17 protein-coding genes are annotated in these 24,845 nt (G+C 70.5%); 7 read left to right on the top strand and 10 right to left on the bottom strand.

All coding sequences use genetic code 11. The annotated features are described in order from the left end of the window. Positions 1-43: 43 nt before the first annotated feature. The 5 genes from BLV94_RS38035 (at position 44) to BLV94_RS38015 (ending at position 4,363) form a co-directional block, all read left to right on the top strand. Positions 44-1,537, top strand: a complete 1,494-nt coding sequence (locus BLV94_RS38035; protein WP_072940356.1) for a purine-cytosine permease family protein — start codon at positions 44-46, stop codon at positions 1,535-1,537. A 22-nt stretch (positions 1,538-1,559) separates the two neighbouring features. Further along, the gene (locus BLV94_RS38030) at positions 1,560-2,486 is read left to right on the top strand and encodes a polysaccharide deacetylase family protein (protein WP_072940355.1); all 927 of its coding nucleotides are present in this window, start codon (positions 1,560-1,562) and stop codon (positions 2,484-2,486) included. A gap of 217 nt (positions 2,487-2,703) precedes the next feature. Further along, positions 2,704-3,192, top strand: coding sequence for a pentapeptide repeat-containing protein (locus BLV94_RS38025; protein ID WP_072940353.1), 489 nt, complete (start codon positions 2,704-2,706; stop codon positions 3,190-3,192). A gap of 130 nt (positions 3,193-3,322) precedes the next feature. Continuing rightward, entirely contained in the window at positions 3,323-3,814 is a 492-nt protein-coding gene (locus BLV94_RS38020) for a DUF4188 domain-containing protein (RefSeq protein WP_072940352.1), read from the top strand. An 18-nt stretch (positions 3,815-3,832) separates the two neighbouring features. Further along, positions 3,833-4,363, top strand: coding sequence for a DoxX family protein (locus tag BLV94_RS38015; protein WP_072940351.1), 531 nt, complete (start codon positions 3,833-3,835; stop codon positions 4,361-4,363). Here the strand turns inward: BLV94_RS38015 and recD are convergent. From recD to BLV94_RS37995, 4 genes are all read right to left on the bottom strand, one after another. Beyond that, positions 4,281-6,149 (bottom strand): exodeoxyribonuclease V subunit alpha, encoded by a 1,869-nt coding sequence (recD, locus tag BLV94_RS38010; RefSeq protein ID WP_072940349.1) that lies wholly within the window; start codon positions 6,147-6,149, stop codon positions 4,281-4,283. The genes BLV94_RS38015 and recD overlap by 83 nt on opposite strands. Further along, positions 6,146-9,487, bottom strand: coding sequence for a UvrD-helicase domain-containing protein (locus BLV94_RS38005; protein WP_072940347.1), 3,342 nt, complete (start codon positions 9,485-9,487; stop codon positions 6,146-6,148). Before BLV94_RS38005 ends, recD begins: the two co-directional genes overlap by 4 nt. Further along, positions 9,445-12,711 carry an exodeoxyribonuclease V subunit gamma gene (recC, locus tag BLV94_RS38000; protein WP_072940345.1) on the bottom strand — a complete coding sequence of 1,089 codons (3,267 nt, stop codon included), beginning with the start codon at positions 12,709-12,711 and terminating at the stop codon, positions 9,445-9,447. Before recC ends, BLV94_RS38005 begins: the two co-directional genes overlap by 43 nt. Positions 12,712-12,828: 117 nt before the next feature. Next, a complete protein-coding gene (locus BLV94_RS37995) occupies positions 12,829-13,926 on the bottom strand; it encodes a GIY-YIG nuclease family protein (RefSeq protein WP_072940342.1) in 1,098 nt (365 codons plus the stop codon). A gap of 135 nt (positions 13,927-14,061) precedes the next feature. Between BLV94_RS37995 and BLV94_RS37990 the strand changes: the two genes are divergently transcribed. Both BLV94_RS37990 and BLV94_RS37985 read left to right on the top strand, forming a co-directional pair. Then, complete coding sequence (locus BLV94_RS37990; RefSeq protein ID WP_072940340.1) at positions 14,062-14,331, top strand: ANTAR domain-containing protein; 270 nt, start codon at positions 14,062-14,064, stop codon at positions 14,329-14,331. Between the two features lie 113 nt (positions 14,332-14,444). After that, positions 14,445-14,951: a WKL family lipoprotein gene (locus BLV94_RS37985; protein ID WP_072940337.1), complete on the top strand. Its 507-nt coding sequence runs from the start codon at positions 14,445-14,447 to the stop codon at positions 14,949-14,951. 13 nt (positions 14,952-14,964) lie between these two features. On the opposite strand, the gene BLV94_RS37980 is transcribed toward BLV94_RS37985, so the two are convergent. The 6 genes from BLV94_RS37980 to BLV94_RS37955 all read right to left on the bottom strand — a co-directional run bounded on the left by BLV94_RS37980 (position 14,965) and on the right by BLV94_RS37955 (position 24,844). Next, a complete protein-coding gene (locus BLV94_RS37980) occupies positions 14,965-15,237 on the bottom strand; it encodes a hypothetical protein (protein ID WP_072940334.1) in 273 nt (90 codons plus the stop codon). Between the two features lie 32 nt (positions 15,238-15,269). Then, positions 15,270-19,781, bottom strand: coding sequence for a cation-translocating P-type ATPase (locus BLV94_RS37975; protein WP_072940331.1), 4,512 nt, complete (start codon positions 19,779-19,781; stop codon positions 15,270-15,272). A 5-nt stretch (positions 19,782-19,786) separates the two neighbouring features. Further along, positions 19,787-20,110, bottom strand: a complete 324-nt coding sequence (locus tag BLV94_RS37970) for a hypothetical protein (RefSeq protein WP_072940329.1) — start codon at positions 20,108-20,110, stop codon at positions 19,787-19,789. A gap of 121 nt (positions 20,111-20,231) precedes the next feature. Next, complete coding sequence (locus tag BLV94_RS37965; protein ID WP_072940327.1) at positions 20,232-21,029, bottom strand: hypothetical protein; 798 nt, start codon at positions 21,027-21,029, stop codon at positions 20,232-20,234. A gap of 125 nt (positions 21,030-21,154) precedes the next feature. Continuing rightward, positions 21,155-22,888, bottom strand: a complete 1,734-nt coding sequence (gene dhaL, locus BLV94_RS37960; RefSeq protein WP_072940324.1) for a dihydroxyacetone kinase subunit DhaL — start codon at positions 22,886-22,888, stop codon at positions 21,155-21,157. Positions 22,889-22,897: 9 nt separating this feature from the next. Then, positions 22,898-24,844 carry an FAD-dependent monooxygenase gene (locus BLV94_RS37955; protein ID WP_072940322.1) on the bottom strand — a complete coding sequence of 649 codons (1,947 nt, stop codon included), beginning with the start codon at positions 24,842-24,844 and terminating at the stop codon, positions 22,898-22,900. Position 24,845 lies beyond the last annotated feature (1 nt).

Genomic DNA, 24,845 nt, shown 5'->3' with positions numbered 1-24,845 from the left:
ACCGGAAGATGGGAAGCCCACATGGCCTCACAAAGGGAGTCCGATGGTCAAGAACATTCCCACCGACAGTCCTCACATCCACGACTTCGAAGAAGTACTGCAACCCATCCCCGAGGAAGCACGCACGACGCGTGTCTCCGGCCAGTTCTGGATCTGGGCGGGGGCGAATATCGCGCCCATCAACTGGGTTCTCGGCGCTCTCGGCATCGGTCTCGGACTCGGTCTCCGCGACACGCTCATCGTTCTTGTCGCCGGAAACATCGTCGGCATGGCACTTTTCGGCGTTTTCGTTCTCATCGGCCAGCGTACCGGCGTCACCGGCATGGTGTTGTCGCGGGCGGCGTTCGGCCGGCGCGGCGCGTATCTGCCGGCCGCAATCCAGGCCTGCCTGGCCGTCGGGTGGTGCGCCGTGAACACCTGGATCGTCCTCGACCTGGTCATGGCACTGCTCGGCAAGTTGGATCTCGTCGACCCGCACGAGCGGAACCTGGCAGCGAAGGTCCTCGTCGGAGCGGTCATCATGACGATCCAGGTGACCATCGCATGGTTCGGGTACCGCGTCATCGCCGCATTCGAGCGCTGGACCGTTCCCCCGACGCTGGCGGTACTGGTTCTGATGTCCGTCGTCGCCTGGTTCCACCTCGACATCGACTGGTCGTATGCCGGGCCCACCGGTGAAGTCCTGCACGGCGGCACCCGGATCGCGGCCATGTCGACGGTGATGACCGTGATCGGAATCGGCTGGGGAATCACATGGTTCACCTACGCCTGCGACTACTCACGGTTCGTGAGCCGGACGGTGTCGCGGCGCAAGCTGTACCTGACCAGCACCCTCGGTCAGTTCGTTCCCGTAGTGTGGCTCGGAGTGCTCGGCGCGAGCCTCGCCACGACCAACGGTTCCGTGGATCCGGGTGACCTGATCGTGTCGAACTTCGGCGCGCTGGCGCTGCCGGTGCTGTTCCTCGTCATTCACGGGCCGATCGCCACCAACATCCTCAACATCTACACGTTCTCGGTCGCCGCGCAGGCCCTCGACATCAAGGTGCACCGCCGGAAGCTGAACCTGCTGGTCGGCATGTTCGCCCTGGTCGTGGTCGTCTTCTTCATCTTCCAATCGAGCCTGGCCACCGTGCTGGAGACGTGGCTGGCGGCGATCGTGGCCTGGATCGCGAGCTGGGCAGGCATCATGCTCGTCCACTACTTCCGGGTCGAGAAACGACAGATCGACGCACGCCGGCTCTTCGACCCGATCGGATCTCGCCGACTGCCCGACGTCAACTGGACCACGATGGGATGCTTCGTCGCCGGAATCGCCGCGACGTGGCTGTTCATGTACGGCGCCACGAGCCTCACACAGGGCTTCGTGGCACGCGCCCTCGGCGGGCTCGACCTGTCCTGGCTGGCAGGTGGCGGAGTCGCCGCCGCCCTCTACGCAGTCCTCGGCCCCCGCGCGCACCGCCCTTACCGCATCACCGGTCAATCCCCGACACGATCGGCCGCGACCACCGACTCCCTCGACGTCCTCACCGGCAACTGACCCCCTAACACCAGGAGCACTCGTGAACAACGACTTCACATGGCCGCAGGGCCACACCGCAGCCGCCGCCTTCACTTTCGACGTCGATGCCGAATCCTGCGTCCTCGCCCACGATCCCACCTCGGCGAACCGAATGTCGCTGATGAGCCACCAGTCCTACGGGCCCCGCGTCGGCGTCCCCCGCATTCTGCGACTGCTCGAGCGCCAGGGCGTGCATGCGACGTTCTTCGTGCCGGGATTCACCGCCGAGTGTTATCCCGACACGGTTCGCGCCATCATCGACGGCGGCCACGAGGTCGGACACCACGGGTATCTGCACGAACCCATGAAGGGCCTCGACGCGGCCACCGAGGCACGCTACCTCGACCGGGGACTCGACGCGCTCGAAGAGGTCGCGGGCATCCGCCCCGTCGGCTATCGCGCACCCTGGTGGGAAATGAACTGGCACACACCCGAACTCCTCGCCGAACGAGGTTTCGTCTACGACTCCAGCCTGCTCGACGGCGACGAACCCTACCTGATGGCGACCAGCCCGGAATCGGGACGGACCCTGATCGAAATTCCCGTCGACTGGGCACTCGACGACTGGGAACAATACGCGTTCTACCCGGGTGTCACCGGCAGCGGCGTCATCGAAAGTCCCGCCAAGGTCCTCGAGATGTGGACCCTGGAAGCGGAGGCCCAGCACGCCGAAGGCGGGTGCTTCGTCCTCACGAACCACCCGTTCATCTCCGGACGGCCCTCCAAAGCAGCAGCACTGGAACGGCTCGTCGAGAACGTCAAGGCAATGGACGGAATGTGGGTGACCACCCTCGGCGAGATCGCGGCACACGCCCAGCGCGTCTGCACCGAACCCTTCACCCACACCCGATTCGAGATCCCCACCTTCCCCGACGTGCAAATCCGACGGACGCCCCCGGCCCGCGCCACACTCCGGTCCAAATCGTGAGGGATCCTCAATCGTCGACTTCTGCACCCGCAGGCGCACCCCTTCTGCGCAGACGCACCCCTTTTCGAGCCCCAGAACGGGTGCGGCTACCGAGAATGGGTGCGTCTGCGTCGCACGAGGCACGACGTGCAGGTGTCACCGTTCCCAAGCGGCGCAGGGCGGACGGCACTAAGTTCGGCGATGACGGTTGAGGTTCTACGCGAGGGGGCGGTCCGGCATGGGCAGGACATATTTCAGGGCACTGGGCGCGGTCGCGCTGGCCGGAGGTGCCACACTTTCTGCGGGCGCAGGCACGGCCGGGGCGGACGTTCTCACCGAGATCAACGGCTGCAGGATCGTGGCGAATCCGAGCCCCGAGGACCGCACGACCTGCCCGGGCGCCGATCTGAGTTCCGCGAACCTGGCGGGCCTGAACCTGAGCTTCGCCGACCTGGCGGGCGCGAACTTGAAGCGGGCGAATCTCACCGGCACCAACTTCGCGGCCGCGGATCTGTCGCACGCCGACCTGAGTGACGCGAACATCACCGGCACGAACTTCACGGACTCGCAGCGCAACGCGGTGATCCTGTACAGCACGGACATCGACCTCTTCGGCACGATCGTCGGGGACCTGAACATCACGACCGAACCCGAATGGTCCACCGACGCCCACGAGCGCGCGCTCGCCGCGGTCGTGCCGGTGACACCGCAGGTCCCGTTGCCGTAATCCACTCCGCACCATCCACCCGGGTCGCGCTCTGCGCGGTCCGGGTTTTCGTGTGCCCGCACCCTTGACATTGGATACTGACACTATCCATTATTAGATAGTTCCAATATCCAACCTTGGGAGGCGCCAGATGACGACGATCGAACCCACCCGTTCGACGCACCACTACGACGGCGAACTGGTGGTCTTCCTGATCGGGATGACCATCAACCGGCCGTGGCGGCCCGACCTGTGGTTGCCCACTCTCGTCGCGATGCCGAAGATGCTGCGCGAACTCTCGGAGGACCCCGATTCGGGTCTGCTGGGTTACCGTCTGACATTCGAGGGGCGCGGACCGACGGTGATTCAGTACTGGAACTCCGTCGACAAGTTGTACGCCTACGCCAGTGACAGTGAGGCGAAGCACCGCCCGGCCTGGGCCGCGTTCAACCGGCGGGCCCGCAAGGCGCCCGGTGCCGTCGGCGTCTGGCACGAGACCTATCCGGTGGACCGCGCCGAGTCGATCTACGTCGGCACACCGGTGATGGGCCTGGCCCGGGCCACCACCCGTGTGCCCGTCGCACGGAAGTTCAGCGCCGCCCGCGACCGCCTGTTGCGCAGCGGTCACACCCACGAACACTGATCGACTCAGGAGACTGGCATGGAACCCTTGATCGCCCTCGTCGCCGTCACTCTGGCACTGCTCGCCGCGGGCGCGGCCGGTGTGCGCCGGTTCCGGCCGTGGCCTGTCGCCCTGCGGGGTGGGCTCGCGGCCATGTTCACACTGACCGGGATGGCCCACTTCTTCGGACTGCGTGCGGAACTCGTCGCCATGGTTCCGCCGTCCCTGCCGAACCCGGGCCTGCTGGTGACCCTGACCGGTCTGCTCGAACTGGCCGGCGCCGCGGGACTGCTGATCCGGCGCACCGCGCCGTGGGCAGCCGGGTGCCTCACCGCCCTGCTGATCCTGATGTTCCCGGCGAACGTGTACGCCGCCGCGGAAGGACTGTCGACGGGACCGTTGGAAGCGCTGATCCCCCGCACACTTCTGCAGGTCGTGTTCCTGTCGGCGACCGTCGCCGTCGTGATCCCGTCCGTGCGGGGCCGGGCTACGGAATCGCCCTCCGCAGCCCACTCGCTCGCAGCACCCGGCGCTGCACTCCCGCCCGCACCGCATCCTCGGTCCCGATGATCCGCACGTGCTTTCGCGCACGGGTGATCGCGGTGTACAGCAATTCGCGGGTCAGCAGCGACGACGCCGCGCCGGGCAGCACCACGGTCACGGTGTCGTACTGGCTGCCCTGGCTGCGGTGAATCGTCATCGCGTACACCGTCAGCACCGCGGACAGATGCGTCGGATGCAACAGGAACGGTTCGCTGCCCCGAACGAATGCGGCGAACAGCTCATCGTCGTCCCGACGCACGATCACCCCGGTGTCGCCGTTGTAGATCTTCGTTTCGTGATCATTGGCGGTCACCATCAGCGGCTGGCCCGGATACCAGCGATCCGGGTCCAGTCGCTGCCCCGTCGACTCCCCGATCCACTCCATCGCCTGCCGCGCCCACCGCTGCACGCCGTACGGACCTTCCCGGTGTGCGCACAACAGCCGGTGTTTCTCCGAATGCTGCAGTGCAGCAATGACATCGCCGGATTCCGCGGACCCCGTGACCGCGGCAGCCGTCGCCACCACGTCCGTCCGCAGTGCGTCCAGATCTTCGGGACCATGGAACGACACCTCCGGGGCACCGCGCGACAGGATCTCCACGACCTCGTCCGGCTCGCCATCCCGCACCGCGACGGCAAGCTGGGCAATAGCGCCGCCGAAGCGCCGCCCGCGGCTGAGCCGGACCACTCCGCCCCGCAACCTGTCCCGTTCGCCCGCACTCAGGGCGGCTTCGAGTGGATCGTCGGCGGCGTCGAGGTCGTCGCCGACGATCCTGGCGAGCACCGGATTCTCGGTGCCCGACACCGGCCGGGCGACGAGATCGGCCAGGACCGCGCCCGCGTCGACGGACGTCAGCTGATCCGGGTCCCCGACGAGCACCAACTGTGTGTCCGGGCGGACGGCCTCGAGGAGCCGGCACATCATCGTCAGCGACACCATCGACGTCTCGTCGACCACGATCACGTCGTAGGGCAGGTGGTTGTTCGCGTTGTAACGGAAGCGGCTGCCGCGTCCACGCTGCCAGCCCAGCAGCCGATGCAGCGTCATCGCTTTCAGTTCGCGCGGCAATCCGAGTGCGTCGGCCTGCTCGCGCACCGATTCCTGCAACCGCGCCGCGGCCTTCCCGGTGGGTGCGGCGAGCGCGATACGCCGTCCCGGCCCGGGCTGCCTGGTCAGCAACGCCAGCACCCGGGCGACGGTGTGGGTCTTGCCCGTTCCGGGTCCGCCGACCACCACCGACGTCCACTGCGTGGCCGCGACCGCGGCCGCGATCCGTTGCCGATCCGGCGACGGAGCCGGCGCCGTGTCGTCGTGCTGGTCGCGGAACAACGCGTCCAGCCCGTCCCGCAGCGACTGCTCGTCGACGACGGGATACCCAACGGCGCGCTGGTCGAGAACCCGCCGGATGGTCGCCTCCTGCCGGAAGTACCGGTCGAGGTAGAGCAGCCCGCCCTCGGCCGTGTCGACGAGCCGCAGCGGTCGGAGCGGTCCCGCGGGACCACCCGTGACCAGCGGGCTCCGGCGCAGTGCCGCGACGACGGTGTCGTCGTCCGGCCAGGGCAGGGCGTCGAGATCGACCTCGGATACCTCGTCGACGGTGACTTCCCGGAACCGCGTCAGGTCCAGGCACACCGAACCGGACCGGACCGCACGCACCGCCAGCGCCGTCGCCAGCACGACGTCTTCCGAGGATTCGCCGCCGAGCGCCGACAACCGCAGCGCGACGTGCACGTCCGCGGCGGCCAGGACCCCGGCCTCGTTGAAGATCCGCAGCATGCCCTTGCCGCGCTGCGCCACCTGCACGTCGGTCATCGCGCCGCCTCCGGCGTGGAGGCCGACCCGGACAGCAGGTCGGACAGCTCGGTGATCAGCGCGGCGGGCGGTGCCCAGTCGAAGACTCCGCAGCCCGGTGGCGTGCCGGGCCCGACCATCCCGCGGACGAACAGGTACTGCACACCGCCGAGGTGCACCGCCGGATCGTAGTTCGGCTGCCGCCAGCGCAGGTAGCGATGCAGCGCAACGGAATACAGCAGGGCCTGCAGTGGATAGTGCGCCCGCAGCATTTCCGCGGCCATCCTCTCGCGGGTGTAGTGCGCGGTGGTCAGGTCGCCCTGCGCGAGACGGTTGGTCTTGTAGTCGACCACGACGTACCGCGGTCCGGGCAGTCGCAGCACCGCGTCGATGCTGCCGGTGAGGTATCCGCGCAGCGGGGTCGATTCGAGTGTCTGCACGGCGTCGGCGTACGACCGGAGTGGGTCGTCGTCGGGAAGGTGGGTGCGCAGCAATCTGCCGACGCCGTCGAGCATCACGGTGAGCGACGGCGTGTCGCCGCCGGCGAGGGGCAGTTCGAAGTCGAGTTCCGCCAGCAGGTCTGCGGGTGCCAGGTCGGCGAGTGCCCCCGCGCCGAGCGGAGTGCGCAGCACCGGTACCAGCGCCGCGCCGAGCTGGGCCGGATCGACCTCCGACAGGGTCGACGCGATCACATCGCGGCAGCACCGCAGGACTTCGTCCTCCAGATCGGGTGCCGCGGTGTCGACGATCTCGAAGACGGCGTGGACGAGCGTGCCGAATGTCGCGCCACCCGGCAGTTCGTTCATCGTCGACGGCAATCCCGCGGTGACGTCGTCCGGCGCGAGCAGTGGCGGTTCGTCCGGCTCGTCCGTCTTCTCCTCGACCTCCGCTTCACTGCCGACGGCAGGCGCGTCGTGTGCGGACGCCGTCAGCGCCGAATACGACGTGCGACGCCACCGCGTGTCCAGCAGCCGACGGAACCTCGCGGCCTCCAGGTCGCCGCTGGGCTCACGCTGCGGTGTCCAGCCGACCCGCGGGATGGGTTCGGAACCCACCGCCTCGACGGTCACCGTCTCCGGCGCCGCCGTGCCCCAGGCGGACAACCGTTCCGCGACAATGGGATCCTCGGGGACGGTGACCTTCTGCGGGACGTCCCGCTGCCCGGGCTGCCGACCCAGGATCATCCGGTGCAGCGGCGCGCCCGCCGTCGTGAACGCCGGCGCCCACCACATCACGAGCCCGCACATCGCCCGGGTGACCGCGACGTACAGCAGCCGCAACTCCTCCCCCGCCTCTTCGGCGTCGTGCCGGTTCCTGCGGTCGGCGTAGCCGGGGCTGCCGGGGCCGCCGACATCGAGGACGCGTCGGCCGTTGTCGTCGTGCAGCAGCAGTTTGCTCGGTTTCGAGATCGTGGCGGCGTCCCACGCGTACGGCAGGTAGACGAGCGGGAATTCGAGGCCCTTGCTGGCGTGGACGGTCGCGATCTGCACCGCCGCGGCGTCGCTGTCGAGCCGCCGGCTGCGGTCCACCCCGCCCGAGGTCGGATCCTTCATGCGTTCGGTGAGCCAGCGGGTGACCGCCGTCAGGCCGAGCGACTGCTCGACGGCGGCACCGTTGAGCAACTGCGCCACGTGCCGCAGATCGGTCAGCGCCCGCTCGCCCGCCGCCAGCCGGAGCAGTCTCGCCTCCAGCGCGCCGACCGCGGACAATCGTTCGAACAGGGCCGCGAAACCGGACTGCGCGAACACCGAGCCGAGTTCCCTCAGCTGACCGCCGACCTCCGCGACGATGTCGTCGCCGCGGGCGTCGAGTTCCTCGGCCGTGTGGCCGAGCAGTGGGGTGAGCGCGGCCAGCCGCACCCGGTCGGCGCGGTGCGGCTGCTCGATGGCCTGCAGGATCCAGAGCCAGTGCTGCGCAGCGGGAGTGGTAAAGACGCTGGCCCCGCCGGCGAGCACGGACGGCACCCCGGCGCGGTCGAGGGCGTCGTGGACCAGGGTGATCTGGGCGTTGGTGCGCACCAGGACCGCGATGTCGCCGGGCTCGACGCGTCGGACGCTCCCCCCGGCGTCGAGTGTCGCGCCGCCGTCGAGGAGGGCCACGATGTCGGCGGCGAGGTCTGCGGCGATCTTCTTCCGGAGCGGCCCCACCGCCGGGTATCCCGACTTGTTGATCGGCCCGGCGCCGGTCCGCGGCAGGTAGCGCAGTCGCAGTGGCACAGAGCCCGTGAGGCGCGACTTCGGCCTCGCACCGTCGACGCGGTGCACCACGATCTCGGGATGCCCGAGTGCGGCGCCGCTGTGCAGATACTCGAGGCCGTCGAGGAGTTCCTGATCGCTTCGCCAGTTGGTGGTCAATTCCTGGTGCCGGTCGGCGGAGCGCACCGCATCCAGGTAGCTGAGCACCTCGGCGCCGCGGAACGCGTAGATCGCCTGCTTCGGGTCGCCGACGAGCACCAGCGTTCCGCTGTCGTGGAACGTTCGGCGCAGGATGTCCCATTGCAGGGGGTCGGTGTCCTGGAACTCGTCGACGAGCACGACGCTATAGCGTTCGCGGACCCGCCTGCAGGCCGCCGCACCGTGCTCGGGATCGCTGAGGACGCGGTGGAGGAGCATCGGGAGATCGTCGAAGTCACGCAACCCCACCGCGCGTTTGCGTCGCTCGACTTCGGCGCGGACCGCCTCGGCGAACGCGACCCGATCTCCGGCTGGGGTACCCCGCGCATCTTCCGGGGCGAGCACGGCCTGCGGGTCGAAGATGGCGGCGCGGGCGGCGGCGGTGGCCTCGGCGGGTGTGAACGGGGCGGAGTCGGCGCGGCCGTACGCCCGGAGGTACAGGTCGGCGATCACCTCCGTCGTGAGGTCGTCGGCGGCCTCGACGAGCACCGTGTCGGGGTCGCGTTCGCCCGCGATCCCGAGGCCGTCGAGCATGCGCTGGCAGAAGCTGTGGGTGGTGACGATGGTGGCGGCGTCGAAATCCGACAGTGCCTGCAGCAGGCGCCTGCGCCGCAGCGTCACCTCGTCGGCTTCGGCCTCGGCGAGGTGCCGGATCACGTGGTCCGCGCTCAGCCGCGCGGTCGCGGGGTCGGCCAATGCGGCTGCGGCGGAACCGAATCGCTCACGGGTGCGTTGCCGCAATTCCTGCGTCGCCGCGCGGCTGAACGTCACCAGCAACAACTGCGACAGGTCGACACCGCCCTCGGCGACGAAGCGGGCGGCCAGCCCGACAATCGCGTACGTCTTGCCGGTCCCGGCGCTCGCCTCGAGCACCGTCGTGCCCTCCGGCAGCGGACCGAGCAGGTCGAAGCCTCGCGCGCCGGTCACGGCTGCGCCACCGTCTCGGCAGCGAGCAGCGGCGCCCACAGTTGCCGGGCGTAGTTCTCGATCGTCACCGCGTCGCCGAGGACGTCGATGCCGGGCGAAGCCCCGTACACGTACGTGATGTGGCGGTCGCGTGCGTCACCGAAATCACTGCTCCATTCCTTCCGGGCCGCCTCGATCGCGTCCTCCATGCTGCTGCCGCCGTGCCGTCGCTCGGCGTAGGCAGCCGACGCGCCCGTGGCGATCGGCAACGGCGCGTGCAACCCGAGATCGCGCAGTTCGACCAGTCGCACGAGTTCCTCCAGCGCGTTCTCCGGCGCCGTCAGGGTCGAGCGCCACGCCGGGCGGCTGTACGAGCCGCGGCCGGTCGTCACGGCCGTCCAGCCGGTGTCGCCGTCGCGGTCGGAGGCCGCGACCGCCAGCAACTGGGCCCACGCGGTGAGGCGGTGTTTCGGACCCAGTCTCGAATACGTGGTGCTCGCGATCACCGATCCGTGCACACCACCCACGGTGCCGGTGAGGCGCCGTCCGTTGCCGAGATCGACGTCGACGTCGACGGTCTCCGCGCGTCCGACGTGTACGGACCCGCTGACCGCGACGAGCGATTCGACCGCGTGCTCGATGTCGCCGAGCACCGCCTCCCCCAACTTGAACGGCGGCAACGTGCCCCGGCGCCACTCGGCGGCGCGGAAGTCGGCCGGTTCGGTTCCCGACAGTCGCGCGACGAGCATCCTCTGGCCGAGGTCCCAGCGGGCGAGCGGATCGGGCGCCACGTCCAATGCGTCGGCGAGGTCCTCGTCCACGTCGGGGACCCGCAACCCGAGCCGTTGCCGCAGGAACGCCTGCGTCGGGTGCACCAGGAACGCGACGAGTTCCGCGAGATCGACGTCCCCCGGCGTCGGCGGCACCAGCGGCGACCGCAGGAACGCGGGTTCCGGTTCGGGTGGGTGCTGCGCGGCGCGGGCACCGGCCAGCGCCGCCCGGTCGAAACTGAACGGACGCTCGGGCCGGAAGTTGCGGGCGTCGAACGGCTGCAACGGATGCCGGGTCACGATGCCGGGGAGGGCATCGCTCCCGACGGTGGCCGCGACCGCGTCGAGCAGTTCGGACAGCGGGATCGCAGGAGGCCGGGACATGCCGGTGACGGGGTCGGCGCCCGTGTAGAACAGCAGGAGCTTCTCACTGGCGGACATGACGGCGTCGAGCAGCAACTGCCTGTCCTCGCTGCGCGGATCACGTTCGCCGAGAAGAGGATTTCGGGCCAGCACGTCGTCTCCGTCCACACTCACGCCCCGCGGGAACACCTCGTCGTCGAGCCCCAGGAGGACGACGACGCGGTGCGGCACCGAGCGCATCGGCACCATCGTGCACACCGTCAGCTCCCCGGTGCGGAAATTCGCGCGGGTGGGTCGTCCCGCGAGCCGGGTGGCGAGCATGGCGCGCACGTCCGACAGTCGCAGGACCGTGTCGCCGCCGTGCTCCGTCGCCGCCCCCAGTTCCCTTCCGGCCTGCGCCAGTTGCCACGTGTCGGCGGCGCCGACGTCGACGAGCAGGTCCAGCGCCCGGGTGAGCGCGCTCGACCAGTCCGCGACCGACTGCGGCCCGGCGAGCCCGCGCAGCGCGACGTCGAGGCGGTCGACGAACTCGGCCAGCCTCCCGGTGAGGTCGATGTCGTTGCTGTCGACGTCGTCGAGCGGAAGAGCCAGAGCGAGCCATTCGCCCGCGGACTCGTCTGCCGCGGCGCCGAGCAGGATGCGGTCGAGTGCGGTGGTGAACGTGTTCTGAGGGAAGTCACCGAGACCGAACGCCGCACGCTGTCGCGGCCCGATTCCCCAGCGAGCACCCGTCGCGGACGCCCACTCCCGGATCCGTTCGAGGTCGTCGTCGCCGAACCGGAACCGCCTGCGCACCGGGGCGGCCGCCGACAGGTCCAGAATCTGACTCGCCGTCACCCTCGCGTCGGCGAGTTCGAGGAGGCCGGACACCACGGCGAGCACCGGGTTGGTCTGGTGCAGGGCCCGATCAGCGAGGCGGACCCGCAGACGGTGACCGGGGTGCCCGAGCACGTCCTGCCCGAACGCGGCCCGGATCAGCGGCGCATACGACTCGACGTCGGGGCACATGACGAGCACGTCACGCGGTTCGAGAGTCGGATCGTCCTCGAAGAGATGCAGGAGGCATTCACGCAGGACCTCCACCTGACGGGCAGGCCCGTGGCACGCGTGGACCTGCACGGACGCGTCGGCGGTGCACTCGGCGAGCGCCGGCGCCCGGTCGTCCCGGACATCCGCCTGCAGGCACCCCAGCAGAGAGTCGGGCTGCGGGGGTCCCGCGTGGTGGAGGTCCTCGACGTCGAGGCGGGTCAGTCTCGACTCGAGTTCGCGGACGTCCCGCGCCAGGCTCGACAGCAGCGGGTGGGCGACGGACAGGGCGGTATGGTCGTCGGCGCGCGCGAGGACGCCGTCCGCCGTCGACAACGACGACCACAACGCGGGACTCGGATGCGGAAGCCACAGGTGCACATCACGATTGACGGAAAGGGCGGCGAGAACGGCGATCTGCTCGGTCGCGAGGCGGGTCGGGCCGAACAGCGACAGCCTGCCGGGCAGTTCGACGCGGCCCGGTTCCTCACGCAACCGGGCGCACGCGGAGTCGAGGCGCTCGGCGGGCGCGGGGCCGCCGATCCTCGCACGCAGCCGCCGCCACAATTCGGCTTGCCAGAGCAGGTCGTCGTCGAGTGGGCCGCCCGCACCGTCGGTGTCCCGGCCTGCCGCCCAGTCGACCAGCATAGCCGGCCGCTGCGCGGCGTAACTGCGGAACAGTTCGGTCAGGTGCGAGGCGGTGGCGTATCGCCTGCCGGGCCGGTGATCGTCCGGGTCGCCGTCGGGGCGGCCGTGCCCGAGGTGTTTCGCGAGGACGGCGCACCAGGGCTCGCCGAGGCAGTCGTCGACGACACGAAGCAGCGCCCACAGCACCCGGGACGAATGCCACGGGTCTTCGTCGGCGGACACTCCGGTGGCGGCGGCGAGGCACTCGTCCACGAGCCGGGCGGGTGACGGGAAGTCGATGTTCGCGGCGACCCCGTCGCCGACGCCGGGCCGGGCACCGAGCGCGGTCGAGAGTCGCTGGGTGAGCCAGCGCTCGACACCCTTCGCCGGGACGGCGACGACCTCACGGGCGAACGGATCGGACAGCGGGGTCGCGAGCACGTCGCCGAGAGCCGACGCGAGAGTGGTGGAACGCTCGGCGCGATGCAGTACGAGCACGTGGCCTCCCTTCGCTCCCCAACTCCGGTCGGCTCAGACTTACCACACCCCACCGACTCGGGAGGCCACTCCGTACGTGAGCGGCAAAGTGTGCCGGGGCACGCTTTGCCGCTCACGTCAGCGGCCGGGGCGGGCCTGGGTGAGGTGCGGGACCCAGCCGTGGGTGGGCCACTTCTTCAGGCCGACCTTGGCGGGGACGATCCGCTTGTTCACGAATTGGCTCTCCAGTTCGGTGTCGGACTCGCCCGTGAACCGCCACAGCGCCGCGTCACCGGGTCGTGCCACCGTCGACCACGACTTGACACGGTATGCGGCACGAACGATGTTGTCCGCGAACACGATCACCGGGATGTCGTCGGTGTTGCGCACGGCAGCGCCTGCCGCCCACGCGCCGCGGGACAGTTCGTACACCTCCTCCGGCGTCACGCCGCGCCGGGACGCAGCGGGCACCTCGAGGACGACGCACGGGGTCGGCAGGTTCGGGACGGGTTCTGCTGCGTACTGCAACACGAGGTCGTCGACGGGCACCGCGCGATGCTCGCCCGCGCCGCCGGCGAGATTGCCGAGCTCGGCGCCCTCGACGAGCCCCAGCGCTCCCACGACTCCGCCCCGCACCGCGTCGGCAACGTCGGCGGTGTCGGCGATCCGATGCGCCACGATGTAGTGCTCGACCTCGTGGCCGGAGTCGTAGATCTCGCGGATGCGGGCGATCGTCGCGGCCTTCACCTCGGCGCTGTCGGTCTCCGGATCCTCGAGCGTCTGCCGGTGCTCGTTCTCGGCCAACGCCTCCCACACGTAGCCGTACACCCGGGTGCCGCGCCCGGAGCCGACGTAGAACACCGACCTGTTGCGCGGATCGAGGAGCGCGTAGACGTAGGTGCCGAGTTCCTCACCCACCCGCTTCGGAAACGGCTTCGGCGCGTGGCGGGTCTGATACACCTCTCTCAGAATCAGTCGCAGCGCCGCCAGTTTCAACGCGACGGGAGTACCGCCGTCGATGCCGTCGAACAGTGCGGTGGCGGCGCCCTGCACGGAGGAGAAGGTGTGCCCGATGTGCCGTTCGAGGGACTTCGTGACGTCCGCGAACTGCGCGAACCGCACCCGCGGGTCGGGGGACGCGTTGTCCAGGTCGTTGGACGCGAGGAAGGTCTGGACCTCGGCATTGTCGAGCCAGCGAGAAGTGATGTCGATCGGGATCGTCCAGACGGTAGCCATGCCCCTACCGTAAGGGAAAACCTCGGTGAAGAACTCGGACGACTAATACACCGGGCGATTCGAACTCTTTCGACGTCGTACCCGGTGCGGGAAGATGGAGTGGTACCCGTTCCGACGCAGGTTGGGAGAACATTCATGACGACGCCCAGCTACTCCACCCGCACGGCGGTCGACATCGCTGTCGGCATCCTCATCGCCTTCCGCGGCTGCTCCGAGAACGACGCGTTCACCGAACTCGCGGAGACGTCCCGGCAGCACAAGGTTGCCCTCGCCCGCACCGCCCGCGCGTTGATCGCGTTCATCCAGACCCATCACGACGACCTTCCCGCGTCCGACGTCACCGTTGCGGCCCTGCAGTGGAGCCACGCCACGCCGTACCGCGGCGCGTTCGGCACGGCGGCATGAATTCGGGCGAAGTCTGAGAATTCTCTGGCTTCGACGGCGCGACGCTCCGCAAACCTTCAGACTCGATGTGAGACCGAACGACCTGCGCACCGAGATACGAAGAGGTAACTGAGTTGACGATCCGCAAGATCACGGTTGCCGCGGTAGCGATCGCCGCAGCCCTCACGATGTCCTCCTGTGGTTCCGACGAGTCGTCCGGCTCGAGCGGGACCACCACGTCCACCACCACGTCGGCGACCGAAACGACGGCCGACCTCGTTCTGCCGACAGCCGCCGACCTCAACGCCCTGCTGGCGAAGGGCCTCGACCCGGCCACTCCGCTCGACCAGAAGATCGCCATGGTGGAGGGTTCGGAGCAGGATCCGAACCTGTTCAACCAGGTCGCGGCCGCCGCTCAGCAGGCGGGTGCGCAGGTTCAGGTGCTGGACCCGGTCATCGACAACGGCGACGGCAGCGCCAGCGCGCAGCTGCAGTTGACGATCAACGGCCAGGTGCAGCAGAACACCCTGCCCGCCATCTTCGTGCCCGGCGAGAACGGGACGTGGAAACTGTCGAAGGCGACGGCCTGCTCGATCGTGGCGATCGCGCAGTTGACGTCGCCGGCCTGCCCGCCCGCCTGAGCCGGATTCCGCGTCACACGCCTTCCAGCGCCTCCCCGATCTCCTGGACGGCCCGGTTGTGCTGATCGGTGATCAGCACGTGTCCTGCTGCGATGGTCAGCGCAACCGGCCATTCGATGATTTCGACGGCGGCGAGCAGGCCGATCGCCGCGAAGAATGCCAGCTGCTCGGGACGTGGCAGCGGCACCCTGCCGAGGATCGGTAACTGCACGGCGAAGCTGTGGGCCGCCTGCACCCGCTGGACGGCATCGCTGTGCGACTGCGCCTCCGACGTTCGTTGGGCCATAGTTCGTCTCCCTTGTGCGTGCCGTTTTCCGGTCAGCCACCTTGACCGTGAACCGTGTCGGGTGTGCTGAGTGCCGTCGCCCAGACCGCTGCCGGTGTTTTCTCCGGCGCCGCGGACCCGTTGACCGGGGTGGTCACCCGGGTACTCACCCCACCGCTCCGGGAGGTGTACGCCGTGCTGCTGCGGGCGGGCGTGATCGAGATCGTCGACTGATCGCCCGCAAGCTTCTCCACCAGTCCCGGTGCGAACGCGGCTGCCGCGGTCGCCGCACCCGCGCACCCCAGCGCCTGGGCCCACCCGATCGGTCCGAGCGGGGTGCATCCCAGGAGCTGACTGACCCCGGGCGTACTGACCATCACGGTGAGCGCGGCGAGTGACCCACCCGCGGTGAGGACGACGAGCGGGCTGCGCGAATCGATGAGCGTCTGCCCCAGCTGCGTTCCGACCAGCGCGACCAGCCCGACCGTCGACGCCCGGCGTTGCCTGCCGGTCACGCTCGCCAGCGCCCACGCCGTCGTCGCGCCTGCCGCGGTGGCGGCGCCGCGGATCGCGACGGTCCGCCACAGCGCCGCACTGTCCGGTCCGCGGCCCTCTCCCCGGGTCTGTTCGTTGGGCGGGCTCACCGCGAGTGCGGCTGCCGGCAAAGCGTCGGTGAGCACGTTCACCAGCAGAAGCTGACGCGCGGTGAGCGGTGACCGTCCGGCGATCGCGCTGCCGATCAGGGCGAACGCCACCTCCCCGGCGTTCCCGCCGAGCAGCACCGCCACCCCGGCCTGGACCCGCCGCCACAGCTGGCGGCCTTCATCGAGGGCGTCGCGCAACGCGTCGACGCGGCCGTCGAGGAGCACCACGTCCGCGGCGCTGCGGGCGGGGTCGCTACCGCGCGAGCTGACGCCGATCCCCACACTGGCGGCCCGGATCGCGGCGGCGTCGTTGGCACCGTCGCCGACCATCGCGCAGACGTGACCGACACGTTCGAGGGTCTGCACGATCTGCACCTTGTGCTCGGGCGTCATCCGGGCGAAGACGACGCACTTCTCGACGGCGTTCTCCTGCCCCCGGTGCGACAGGGTGTCCCATTCGGTGCCGCTGATCACCTGCTCGGACGACACGGGCAGTCCCAGCTCTCGCGTGATGGCGGTGGCCGTGACGGGATGGTCGCCCGTGATCAGCCGGACCCCGACCTGGAGGCGTTCGAGGTCGGGAAGCAGTCCGGCCGCCTCGGGGCGCGGGGTGTCGGCCAGCCCGAGTAGTCCGACGAGCTGCAGCCCGCCGCCGCACAGTTCGTCGAGTACGTCGGCGTCGTCGGCCGCGCGTCGCGACTGGAATGTCGTGACGGTCCGGCGGGCGACGGCGATGACGCGCAACCCGTCGGCGGCCATGCCGAGCACGGTGTCGTGGACGTCGTCGGCGTCGATTCCGGCGCAGGCGGCGACCACGACCTCCGGTGCACCCTTCAACGACAGGTGCGTCCCCGACAGCGAGGCGGAGTAGGGCCGTCCGGATCGGAACGGAAGATAGCTGCGGTGCTCGCCCTCCGGTGGCAGCAGGTCCGTTGCGGCGTCGGCGATCGCGACGTCGGTGGCGTGCGCGGCCGGACTGCCGTCGCGGGTGACGGCGCTGCGGCCCGCGCACGCGAGCACGTCGTCGCGGTCGAAACCCGGCTGCGGAACGGCGGAGACCACCCGTAGGCGGTTCTCGCTGAGGGTGCCCGTCTTGTCGAAGCACACCACGTCGACGCGGCCGAGCGCCTCCACGGACCGCGGCGCCCGCACCAGCGCGCCCGACCGCGTCAGTCTGCGTGCCGCGGCCTGCTGCGCCAGGGTCGCGACGAGCGGCAGCCCCTCCGGAACCGCGGCCACCGCGACCGCAACACCACTGGTGACGGCCTGCCGCAGTCCGGTGCCGCGCAGGAATCCGACGGCGGTCACCAGCGCCCCGCCCCCGACGCTGACGGGCAGCACCCGGTCGGTGAGGCTTCTGAGCTGCGCCTGCAGACCGACATGCGCCGCACTCGCCGGGGTGATCGCACCGGCACGTCCCGCTTCCGTGGCGTCGCCGACGGCGGTGACGATCGCCGTCGCCGTGCCGGTGAGGATCGTGGTGCCCGCGAACACCATGCAGGCACGTTCGCCGATCGGTGCGCCCGGGGTCGGCGATGTCTGCTTGCTCACCGGCAGCGATTCCCCGGTGAGCGAGGATTCGTCGACCTCGACCCCCGAAGCCTCGACGAGCCTGCCGTCGGCGGGCACCACCTCGCCGGGGCAGATCTCGATCACGTCGCCCGGCCGCAACCGCGACGCCTCCACCCGCTCCGTCGCCCAACTGTTCGGGGATCCGGCGACGCGGTGGGCGGGCGGATCCCCCGCCGCCAGCAACCTGTTCAGCAGTCGTTCCGCGTGCAGGCGTTGCACGGCCGACAGCGCGGCGTTCCCCGCGAGCACCGATCCCACGAGCACCGCGTCGATCGGCGAACCCAGTAGCGCGCTCGCCGCCGATCCGGTGGCGAGGACGGGGGTCAGCGGATCCGACAGCTCCGTGCGCATCGCCCGCCCGAAGTCCCAGGCCAGGCCGACCGGCCACGCGGTGAGCCGCCCGATCGCCTCCACCGGGGTCAGCACCAGACGCACCGAGCGGCGGCGGGACGTCGCGGCGTCCACGTCGTTTTGCACGGGCAGTAGCCGGCGCACCTCCGTCGCCGGCATCTCGTGCCAGGCGTGAACCGGGGCGGCCGGGGGAATTTCGGCCCGCAGCACACTGCGCGCGAGAGAATGTCCCGTCCACAATCCTGCCGCCGCACCGACCGTGACGGGCCCGGGTCCGCGGCCGCGCACTCCCGGCAGCATCACGAGCGCACCGAGCATCGACGCCGCCGTGGCGATCTCGACGCCGCGCCGGCTCGCCGTCCGGGCGTCGGGCAGGGACCGCAGCACCCGCCACACCCCGGCGAGGTCGTCGACCAGCAGGTCCGCACACCACGGCGGCGGGGCGCCGCCGGCGAGAACACCGATGCCGACGTCGGCCGCCGACAGGGCGTGCGGCGCGTGGCCGGCCACCACCGCGACCGTCGCGCCGTTCGCCTGCAACTGCGCGACGGCGTCACGGAGGTCCGCATCCGGCGATCCGCTCGACGGGAGCAGGTCGTCGAAAGCCGAGCGGAGTCCGCCGAGTCCGTCCACGTTCACCGACATCACCTGGGCGCCCGACGTGCGGGCCTGCGCGAGCACGGCCGCCGCGTTCGCGTGGTGGGCGGGCGTCACGAGGACGGCGGAATCCTCGTCCACGGCGGCCGAGGCGACATCGCCCGGCAGGTCGGAGAGCGCGTGCCAGCCCACCCCGAGCGCGCCGGCCTCGACGGCGGACCTCGCGGACTCCCACACCCGCGTCCGGTCGGCGTCCCGAACGGCACGGAGTCCGCTCACCCGCAGTTCCGCCGTGTGCAGCACCGACGGGTCCACGACCACCGCGTCGACCCGGTCCAGGCGGCGCAGCGCGGCGGGTCGCAGCACCAGCACGGAGTGCCGGTCGGCGAGTCCGCGCCCGAGCGTCGCGGCGAAGGTCTCCCGTGCGGTGCGGGCCGCCTTCGGCGCGGCGACCAGGGCCGCGTCCGCGGCGCCCGCGACACTGCGGGTCGCGACCCCCACCGCCGTCGCCCCTGCGAACTGCGCGATCGCCGCCCTGTCGACGTCCCGCTCCACCGGTCCGGACGTGCCGCGCACGCGGGGGCGGCTGGCCGAGTCATCCGCGGGGTCCCGGGCCAGTTCGGGTTCGCGGCGGTGCCACACCCGCCGGCCGGACCACGCCTCCGCCGTGATCGCCGACCGCAACGCCACGTCGACGGCGAGAGACGCCGGCGCGCGCCGCAGCACGTCGCCGACGGCCTGAGCGGTGGCGAGCAGCAGTTCGGCGGCGTCCGGCCCGAGCCGGTTCTCGACCATGCCGCGCAGTCGCGGCTGATAGTTGACGAACGTGACCGCGGCGGCGGGCACCGCCGCCGGCAGGCTGGGCATCGGAAGCAGCCGGACACCGACCGCTGCGACCAGGCCCGTCGTCGCGGCGGCCAGTGCGAGAGCCCGTTCGGCGAGTGCGACGTCGTCGCCGGGCAGTTCCCTGGGCCGGTCCCGAACGCCGCCGCGAGCGAGGGGGCGGGCGGCGTCCTCCGCGCGCGTGACTACCTGGCACAGCACGGCGACCGACGGTCCGTGGTCGCCGACCGTCACCACCAGGCGGGACAGCGCGCAGTTGAGTTCGGCTCCGTCCACACCGGCGGTCGCCCGGACCGCGCCGAGGACGGACGCGGCCACGTCGGCGCCGCGCGGTCCGTCGAGTCCGCGGATCTCGATCCAGGCACGGCCGTGTCCGGAACTCGTGCGACGGGCCGGGGTTCCGCCCAGCACCTCGGTGGTGATTTGAGTCGCGGTCCGCGCGGTGGTGGCCACCAGATCGGCGGCGACGGCGCCGCCGTAGGACGCCACCCCGAGTCCGATTCCGGCGCCGCGCACCGGCAGGGACGCGGCAGCGGAGACGTATCGACCGAGTCCCACGGCAGCTACTGTGCGGCCGACGTCGGGGCTTCGGTGTCGCGTGAGGTCCGGGACCCCGCGCCGAACTGTCGCAGCACGAGCGCCGCCCCGCCCGCGGTGACCAGCACCGGCCACTCGACCAGTCCCGCGGCGCCGACGGCGGCCAGGGTCAGCGCTGCGGCCGGTGTGGAATGACTTCCGCTCTCCATGCCGGCCCGGGCCCCGCTCGCCGCCCCGCGGACTCCGCCGACCACACCGCCGAGTGCCGCTCCTCCGACCGCGCCGACCGCACTCGTCGTCGCGTTCGCAGCACCTGTCACGGCGTTCACTGCGCCGTCGACGATTCGCATGATGAGCTCCCATCGGCCGTGGCCACTCCCGCCGGGGCACGGCGGATCATGTCTGCGATACCCACCTCAGGGTATTCTCAACCGCCGCGCACCGGAACAGATTTCAGGGAACTCTCAGATATTACCGAATAACGTTCTGCTCCAGAGGAATTCGTTCACCCTGTTCGGTGCGCCAGAATTCCCACCCGTCGCGGGTCTCGACGTCGCCGCTGATGTGACTGGCAACGGCGGTCGCCGCGGTCGTGGGGTCGGGGAACCGGCGGCCCTGCATCGGACCGCGGGTGATCTCCAACGTCCCGGTGCCGGAATCGAACCGTCCGACCAACCGATATCCCTCGAAGTCGGCGACCACCTCGAGCCGGGCATCGACCAGTTCCTCCAAGGCTGCGGTCGCCTTGGCCGGCTTCTTCCTGGCGGAGGCGCGGGCGGCGGCGTCGGCACGCAACGTGGCCGCCGTGGTGGCGCGCTGCGCGTCGCTGTAGCGGCTGGGGTCCTTCTCACCGGCGAGCCCGAGCAGGTCCCAGCGCCCGCGGCCGTGCGCGACCCGGCTCAGCGGAATCGCGTGATGCCCGGTCCGCGTGCGCCCCGGGGTGTCCATCATCCACAGGTCCACCTCGGCGCGGATGTCGTCGGCGACCTCGGACGAGGGCACGACGAAGAACTCCTCCGGGGAACTCGCGAGATCCACGAACACCCAGAATTGCGATCCGGTGTCGTCGTCGTCGAGCGACTCGTCCTGTTTGCGGGCCTGCCAGTCGCCGCTGAGTTTGGAACGCACCCGCACGATGCAACTCGTGCCGTCGTCGCCCCACACCTGGACGGGGTTGCGCCGCGAGTGGGTGAGCCGGACCGCTTTGCCACCCCGCTCCACGACATCGGCGATGAAGGCCTGGATTCCCCGGCTGGCGGTGTCTTCCACTGTCTACTTGTCCGTCCGTGATTCTGCGTCCCGTACGCAGGTCGGGAGAGGTGTGGCGACGGGATTGCGCAGCACGACTCGGCGTTCTCCTCCTCACCCTACGTGCCGTGCCCGGTGCGCGGTGACTACCCGGCGCTGCGGGCCGCTTGCGCGCCCTCGGCGAAGAACCACGACAGCACGAGGGCGCCGGGGTCCACGACGCCTCGCGCCGCCTCGCCGATGTAGCTGGCCCGGCCGCGTCGCGCGGTGATGCCTACGGTCGCCTCGGCGCCGTGGCCGGCGGCGTCCGCGGCCTCGGCCAGGGCGTCGGCCGGATTCTTGCCCTGCTCGACGGCCGACTCGAGGGCGGTGACGGCGGGGTCGACGGCGTCGATCATCGTCTTGTCACCGGGTTGCGCCCCGCCGAGTTCCTGAATCGTGTCGAGGCCCGCCCGTGCCGCGGCGGCGATCGCTTTCGTGTCCAGACCCTGCGGTGCGTCGACGGCCGCCCGGTAGAACTGCCGGAACCAGACCCCGAACAGCGCGCCCGACGTGCCGCCCGCGTGACCGAGATAGGCGTCGGACAGCGACTCGAACACCGTCGCCGGGGAGTACCGGTCGCGGATCCCGGCGACGTCGACGTGGTCGAGTGCGGCCACCATGTTGGTGCCGAAGTCCCCGTCGCCGGCGCGGCGGTCGAGGTCGGTGAGGTTCGGCTCCTCGGCGAGCACCTTCTCCACGAACGCGCCGAACCACGCCCCCACCGCCGCCCGGCCCAACGTGTCGGCGGTGCCGGACACCTCCGGTTCGTCCTCACGGGAGGCGACATCCGACCGAAACTGCACCGCGGATCGGTCTGCGATGCCGCGGAATTCACCGGCCGGGGCGTTCGGCCATCCCGGTGCGGCGGTCGGTGCGTCCCACAGGTCGAGGAGTTCGTCGTCGCAGCGCACCAGCGTGACGGACGCGCCGTCCATGTCGAGGGCGGTGACGAAACTGCCGACCAGCGACCGCCGGATCGCCACGCCCCGCTCCGCGAGATGGTCGGCGAGTTCACCGAACAGCAGTTGCAACTCCAGCGGATGGGCCGCGCCGAGGCCGTTGACGATCGCGATCACCGACTCGCCCCGCTGCACGCCGAGCGAGTCGAGCACGGGGTCGGTGAGCCGGCGGACCAGTTCGGCGGCGGGCAGTGCGTCGACCCGTTCGGTTCCGCGTTCGCCGTGGATGCCGATCCCGAGTTCGATCTGCCCCTCCGGCAGGTCGAACGACGGCGAGTCCGACCCCGGCACGGTGCACGCTCGCAGTGCCACCGCCATGCTGCGCGAATTCCGGGCCGTGCGTCGCCCGAACTCCGCGACGGCGGCGAGGTCGTCTCCGCGTTCGGCCGAAGCGCCGCAGATCTTCTCGACCGCGATCGTGGCCGCGGTGCCCCGACGTCCGGGTCCGTCGTCCCGTTCGGATGCGACGTCGTCGTCGACGAGCACGTGCTCGACCGTGATGCCGTCCTCTGCCGCCAGGTCACCGGCGATGCGGAAGTTGAGGACGTCGCCGGTGTAGTTCTTCACGATGTGCACGACTCCGCCGCCGGCGTCGACGGCCCGGGTGGCGGCCCGCACCTGCAGCGCGTTGGGCGAGCTGAAGATCAGGCCGGGGCAGGCTCCGGTGAGCATGCCCCGGCCGACGAACCCGGCGTGCAGCGGTTCGTGCCCGGACCCACCGCCCGACAGCAACGCGACCTGCCCGGACGGCAACGGTTCCCGGCGGGTGAGATAGCCCGGTTCCGGATGCCATTCGAGGTCGTCGGTGGTGGCGACGGCCCCGCGGAGTGCGTCGACGACGAAGGTCTTGGGTGAGTTCAGGAACTGTGCGTGCGCCATGCCCCCAGGCTAAGCGCCCACATGTGAGTGCCGTGGCGTGCCGGAGCACACTTTGCCGCTCACGTGGGTGGCGGCGGCGAGCGCTTCCTCGAACTCCCGCCTGCCCGACTGCGATCCGAGCAGCAGCGCGAGCCGGGTCAGGAATCCCTCACGGTCCGACTCCTCCGCCTGGTCCATCGCCTCCGACAGTCCCGTCCACACGTTCTCGCGCAGCAGTTCGTCCGGCGTCGCAGTCGTCTCCGTGTGCGCGGGGACGACACCGTGCGCGGGGGCGGTCGCCACCCGCAGGTGCGCGGGCACGTCGCCGAGCATCGACAGGTCCCGGACCCGGCACAGGACGAGCCCGTCCGGACGGATCACGAAGCATTCCCCCGCGGACGCGCCGAGGGCCGTCGCCAGCGTGCCGTCGGGGTCGTCGAGGACCGTCAGGTCGTCCGCCGCGTCCACCGCCACACCCGGCGCCGGGACGACGACCGCGCGCACCGACTCGGGCGCCAGCGCCATCGACATCGCAGCGGCGTGGGCGGCGACGACGTCGGCACCGGCGGCGTCGACCCCGATGCCCAGCACCGCGAAACCCGTTCCGCGGACACGGTTCAGCGAAGACTCCACCGATCCCCCGGCGGTGACGACCCGAACGCGGCGGTCCTCCATCGGATCCCCGGGCAGCACACCGGTCGTCCCCTCGGCCACCGGCCAGGTGAGCGGCGACAGGTGCGCGTGCGTGGCACTCGACTGCCGCGGGTTGATGAGGTGACCGAACTCCGGGCGGGTCGTGGCCAGCGCCAGGACGGCGTCACGGGTGGTGCGGTAGCCGTGGCTGCCGGGCGACATGATGAGCGTCGACTTGCCCGCGTTGTCGACGTTCTGCTGCCAGGCGCCGCGCCGCTCGGCCGAATATGCCTGCAGCAGTGCGTGGTCCGCCGTCCCGTTGACGACGGCAGCCAGGGTCCAGGCGAGGGTCTCGGCGTCCTCCATCCCGGAGTTCAGCCCGCGGACGCCGAAGATCGGAACCAGGTGGGCGGCGTCGCCGGCGAACAGGATCCGACCATGGGTGAAGTCGTCCAGTGCGAGCGCATGCGCGCGGTAGAAGCCGTGCCATTCGAGGGTCCACGGCACGTCGTTCTCGAGCCAGTCGAGGTGCCGGGTGATCCGGTCGCGGATGCGGTCTTCCTGCGTCTCGAGTTCGGCGTCGTCGGAACTGTCCAGTTGGTAGTCGATGCGCCAGATGTCGCGGGGCTGCCGATGCATGATGATCGTCGAGCCGGGGTTGCTCGGCGGGTCGAACCACACCATCCGCTCGGCGGGCAGCGCCGATTCCCAGTGGATGTCGGCGATGACGTAACTGCCCTCATAACTGTTTCCCTGCAACCGGATTCCCGCCAGTTCGCGCATCCGGCTGCGACCGCCGTCGGCGGCGACGACCCATCGTGCGCGGAGCCGGCGCACACCGAACGCGGTGTCGACGTCGAGGGTCACGTCCTCGTCCGACCGCAGGACCCCGGCGACACTCGACGACCAGTGGAACGTGATCAGCGGGTGCGCGAGCAGGGTGTCGGTCATGATCTGCTCGATCTCGGACTGCGACACGTTGACCATGGGCCCGCGGACGTCATGCTCGCCGTGCGCCATCTCGAAGTGCAGCACCTGCTCGTCGCGGTAGAAGCTGCGCCCTCCCACCCACGGGAGCACGATCTTCTCGAGTTCGGGTCCGAACCCGAGCCGGGCCGCGACCTCGAGGCTGTGCCGGGAGATACAGATGGCGCGGCTGCCGAACGACACCTGGTCGGCGGCTTCGAGCACGGTGACGGGGATGCCGCGCTGCGCGAGGCCGAGCGCGACACCCATGCCGACCGGGCCGGCGCCCACGACGACGACGGGCAGGGCCTCGTCGGTTGCGGTGGTCGACGCGAAGTCCGTCGCCGCGTATTTCCGGGGTTGGAAGTAGGTGGACATG

The sequence above is a fragment of the Rhodococcus koreensis genome (genome assembly GCF_900105905.1).
In the GTDB taxonomy this organism is placed as follows: Bacteria; Actinomycetota; Actinomycetes; order Mycobacteriales; family Mycobacteriaceae; genus Rhodococcus_F; species Rhodococcus_F koreensis.
This window is presented reverse-complemented; position numbering and strand designations above follow the sequence as displayed.

Bases quoted from the DNA above. Each gene is read 5' to 3' on its own strand.
- BLV94_RS38035 (WP_072940356.1), top strand. From the start codon at position 44: ATGGTCAAGAACATTCCCACCGACAGTCCTCACATCCACGACTTCGAA.
- BLV94_RS38025 (WP_072940353.1), top strand. From the start codon at position 2,704: ATGGGCAGGACATATTTCAGGGCACTGGGCGCGGTCGCGCTGGCCGGA.
- BLV94_RS38020 (WP_072940352.1), top strand. From the start codon at position 3,323: ATGACGACGATCGAACCCACCCGTTCGACGCACCACTACGACGGCGAA.
- BLV94_RS38015 (WP_072940351.1), top strand. From the start codon at position 3,833: ATGGAACCCTTGATCGCCCTCGTCGCCGTCACTCTGGCACTGCTCGCC.
- recD (WP_072940349.1), bottom strand. From the start codon at position 6,149: ATGACCGACGTGCAGGTGGCGCAGCGCGGCAAGGGCATGCTGCGGATC.
- BLV94_RS37995 (WP_072940342.1), bottom strand. From the start codon at position 13,926: ATGGCTACCGTCTGGACGATCCCGATCGACATCACTTCTCGCTGGCTC.
- BLV94_RS37990 (WP_072940340.1), top strand. From the start codon at position 14,062: ATGACGACGCCCAGCTACTCCACCCGCACGGCGGTCGACATCGCTGTC.
- BLV94_RS37980 (WP_072940334.1), bottom strand. From the start codon at position 15,237: ATGGCCCAACGAACGTCGGAGGCGCAGTCGCACAGCGATGCCGTCCAG.
- BLV94_RS37970 (WP_072940329.1), bottom strand. From the start codon at position 20,110: ATGCGAATCGTCGACGGCGCAGTGAACGCCGTGACAGGTGCTGCGAAC.
- dhaL (WP_072940324.1), bottom strand. From the start codon at position 22,888: ATGGCGCACGCACAGTTCCTGAACTCACCCAAGACCTTCGTCGTCGAC.
- BLV94_RS37955 (WP_072940322.1), bottom strand. From the start codon at position 24,844: ATGTCCACCTACTTCCAACCCCGGAAATACGCGGCGACGGACTTCGCG.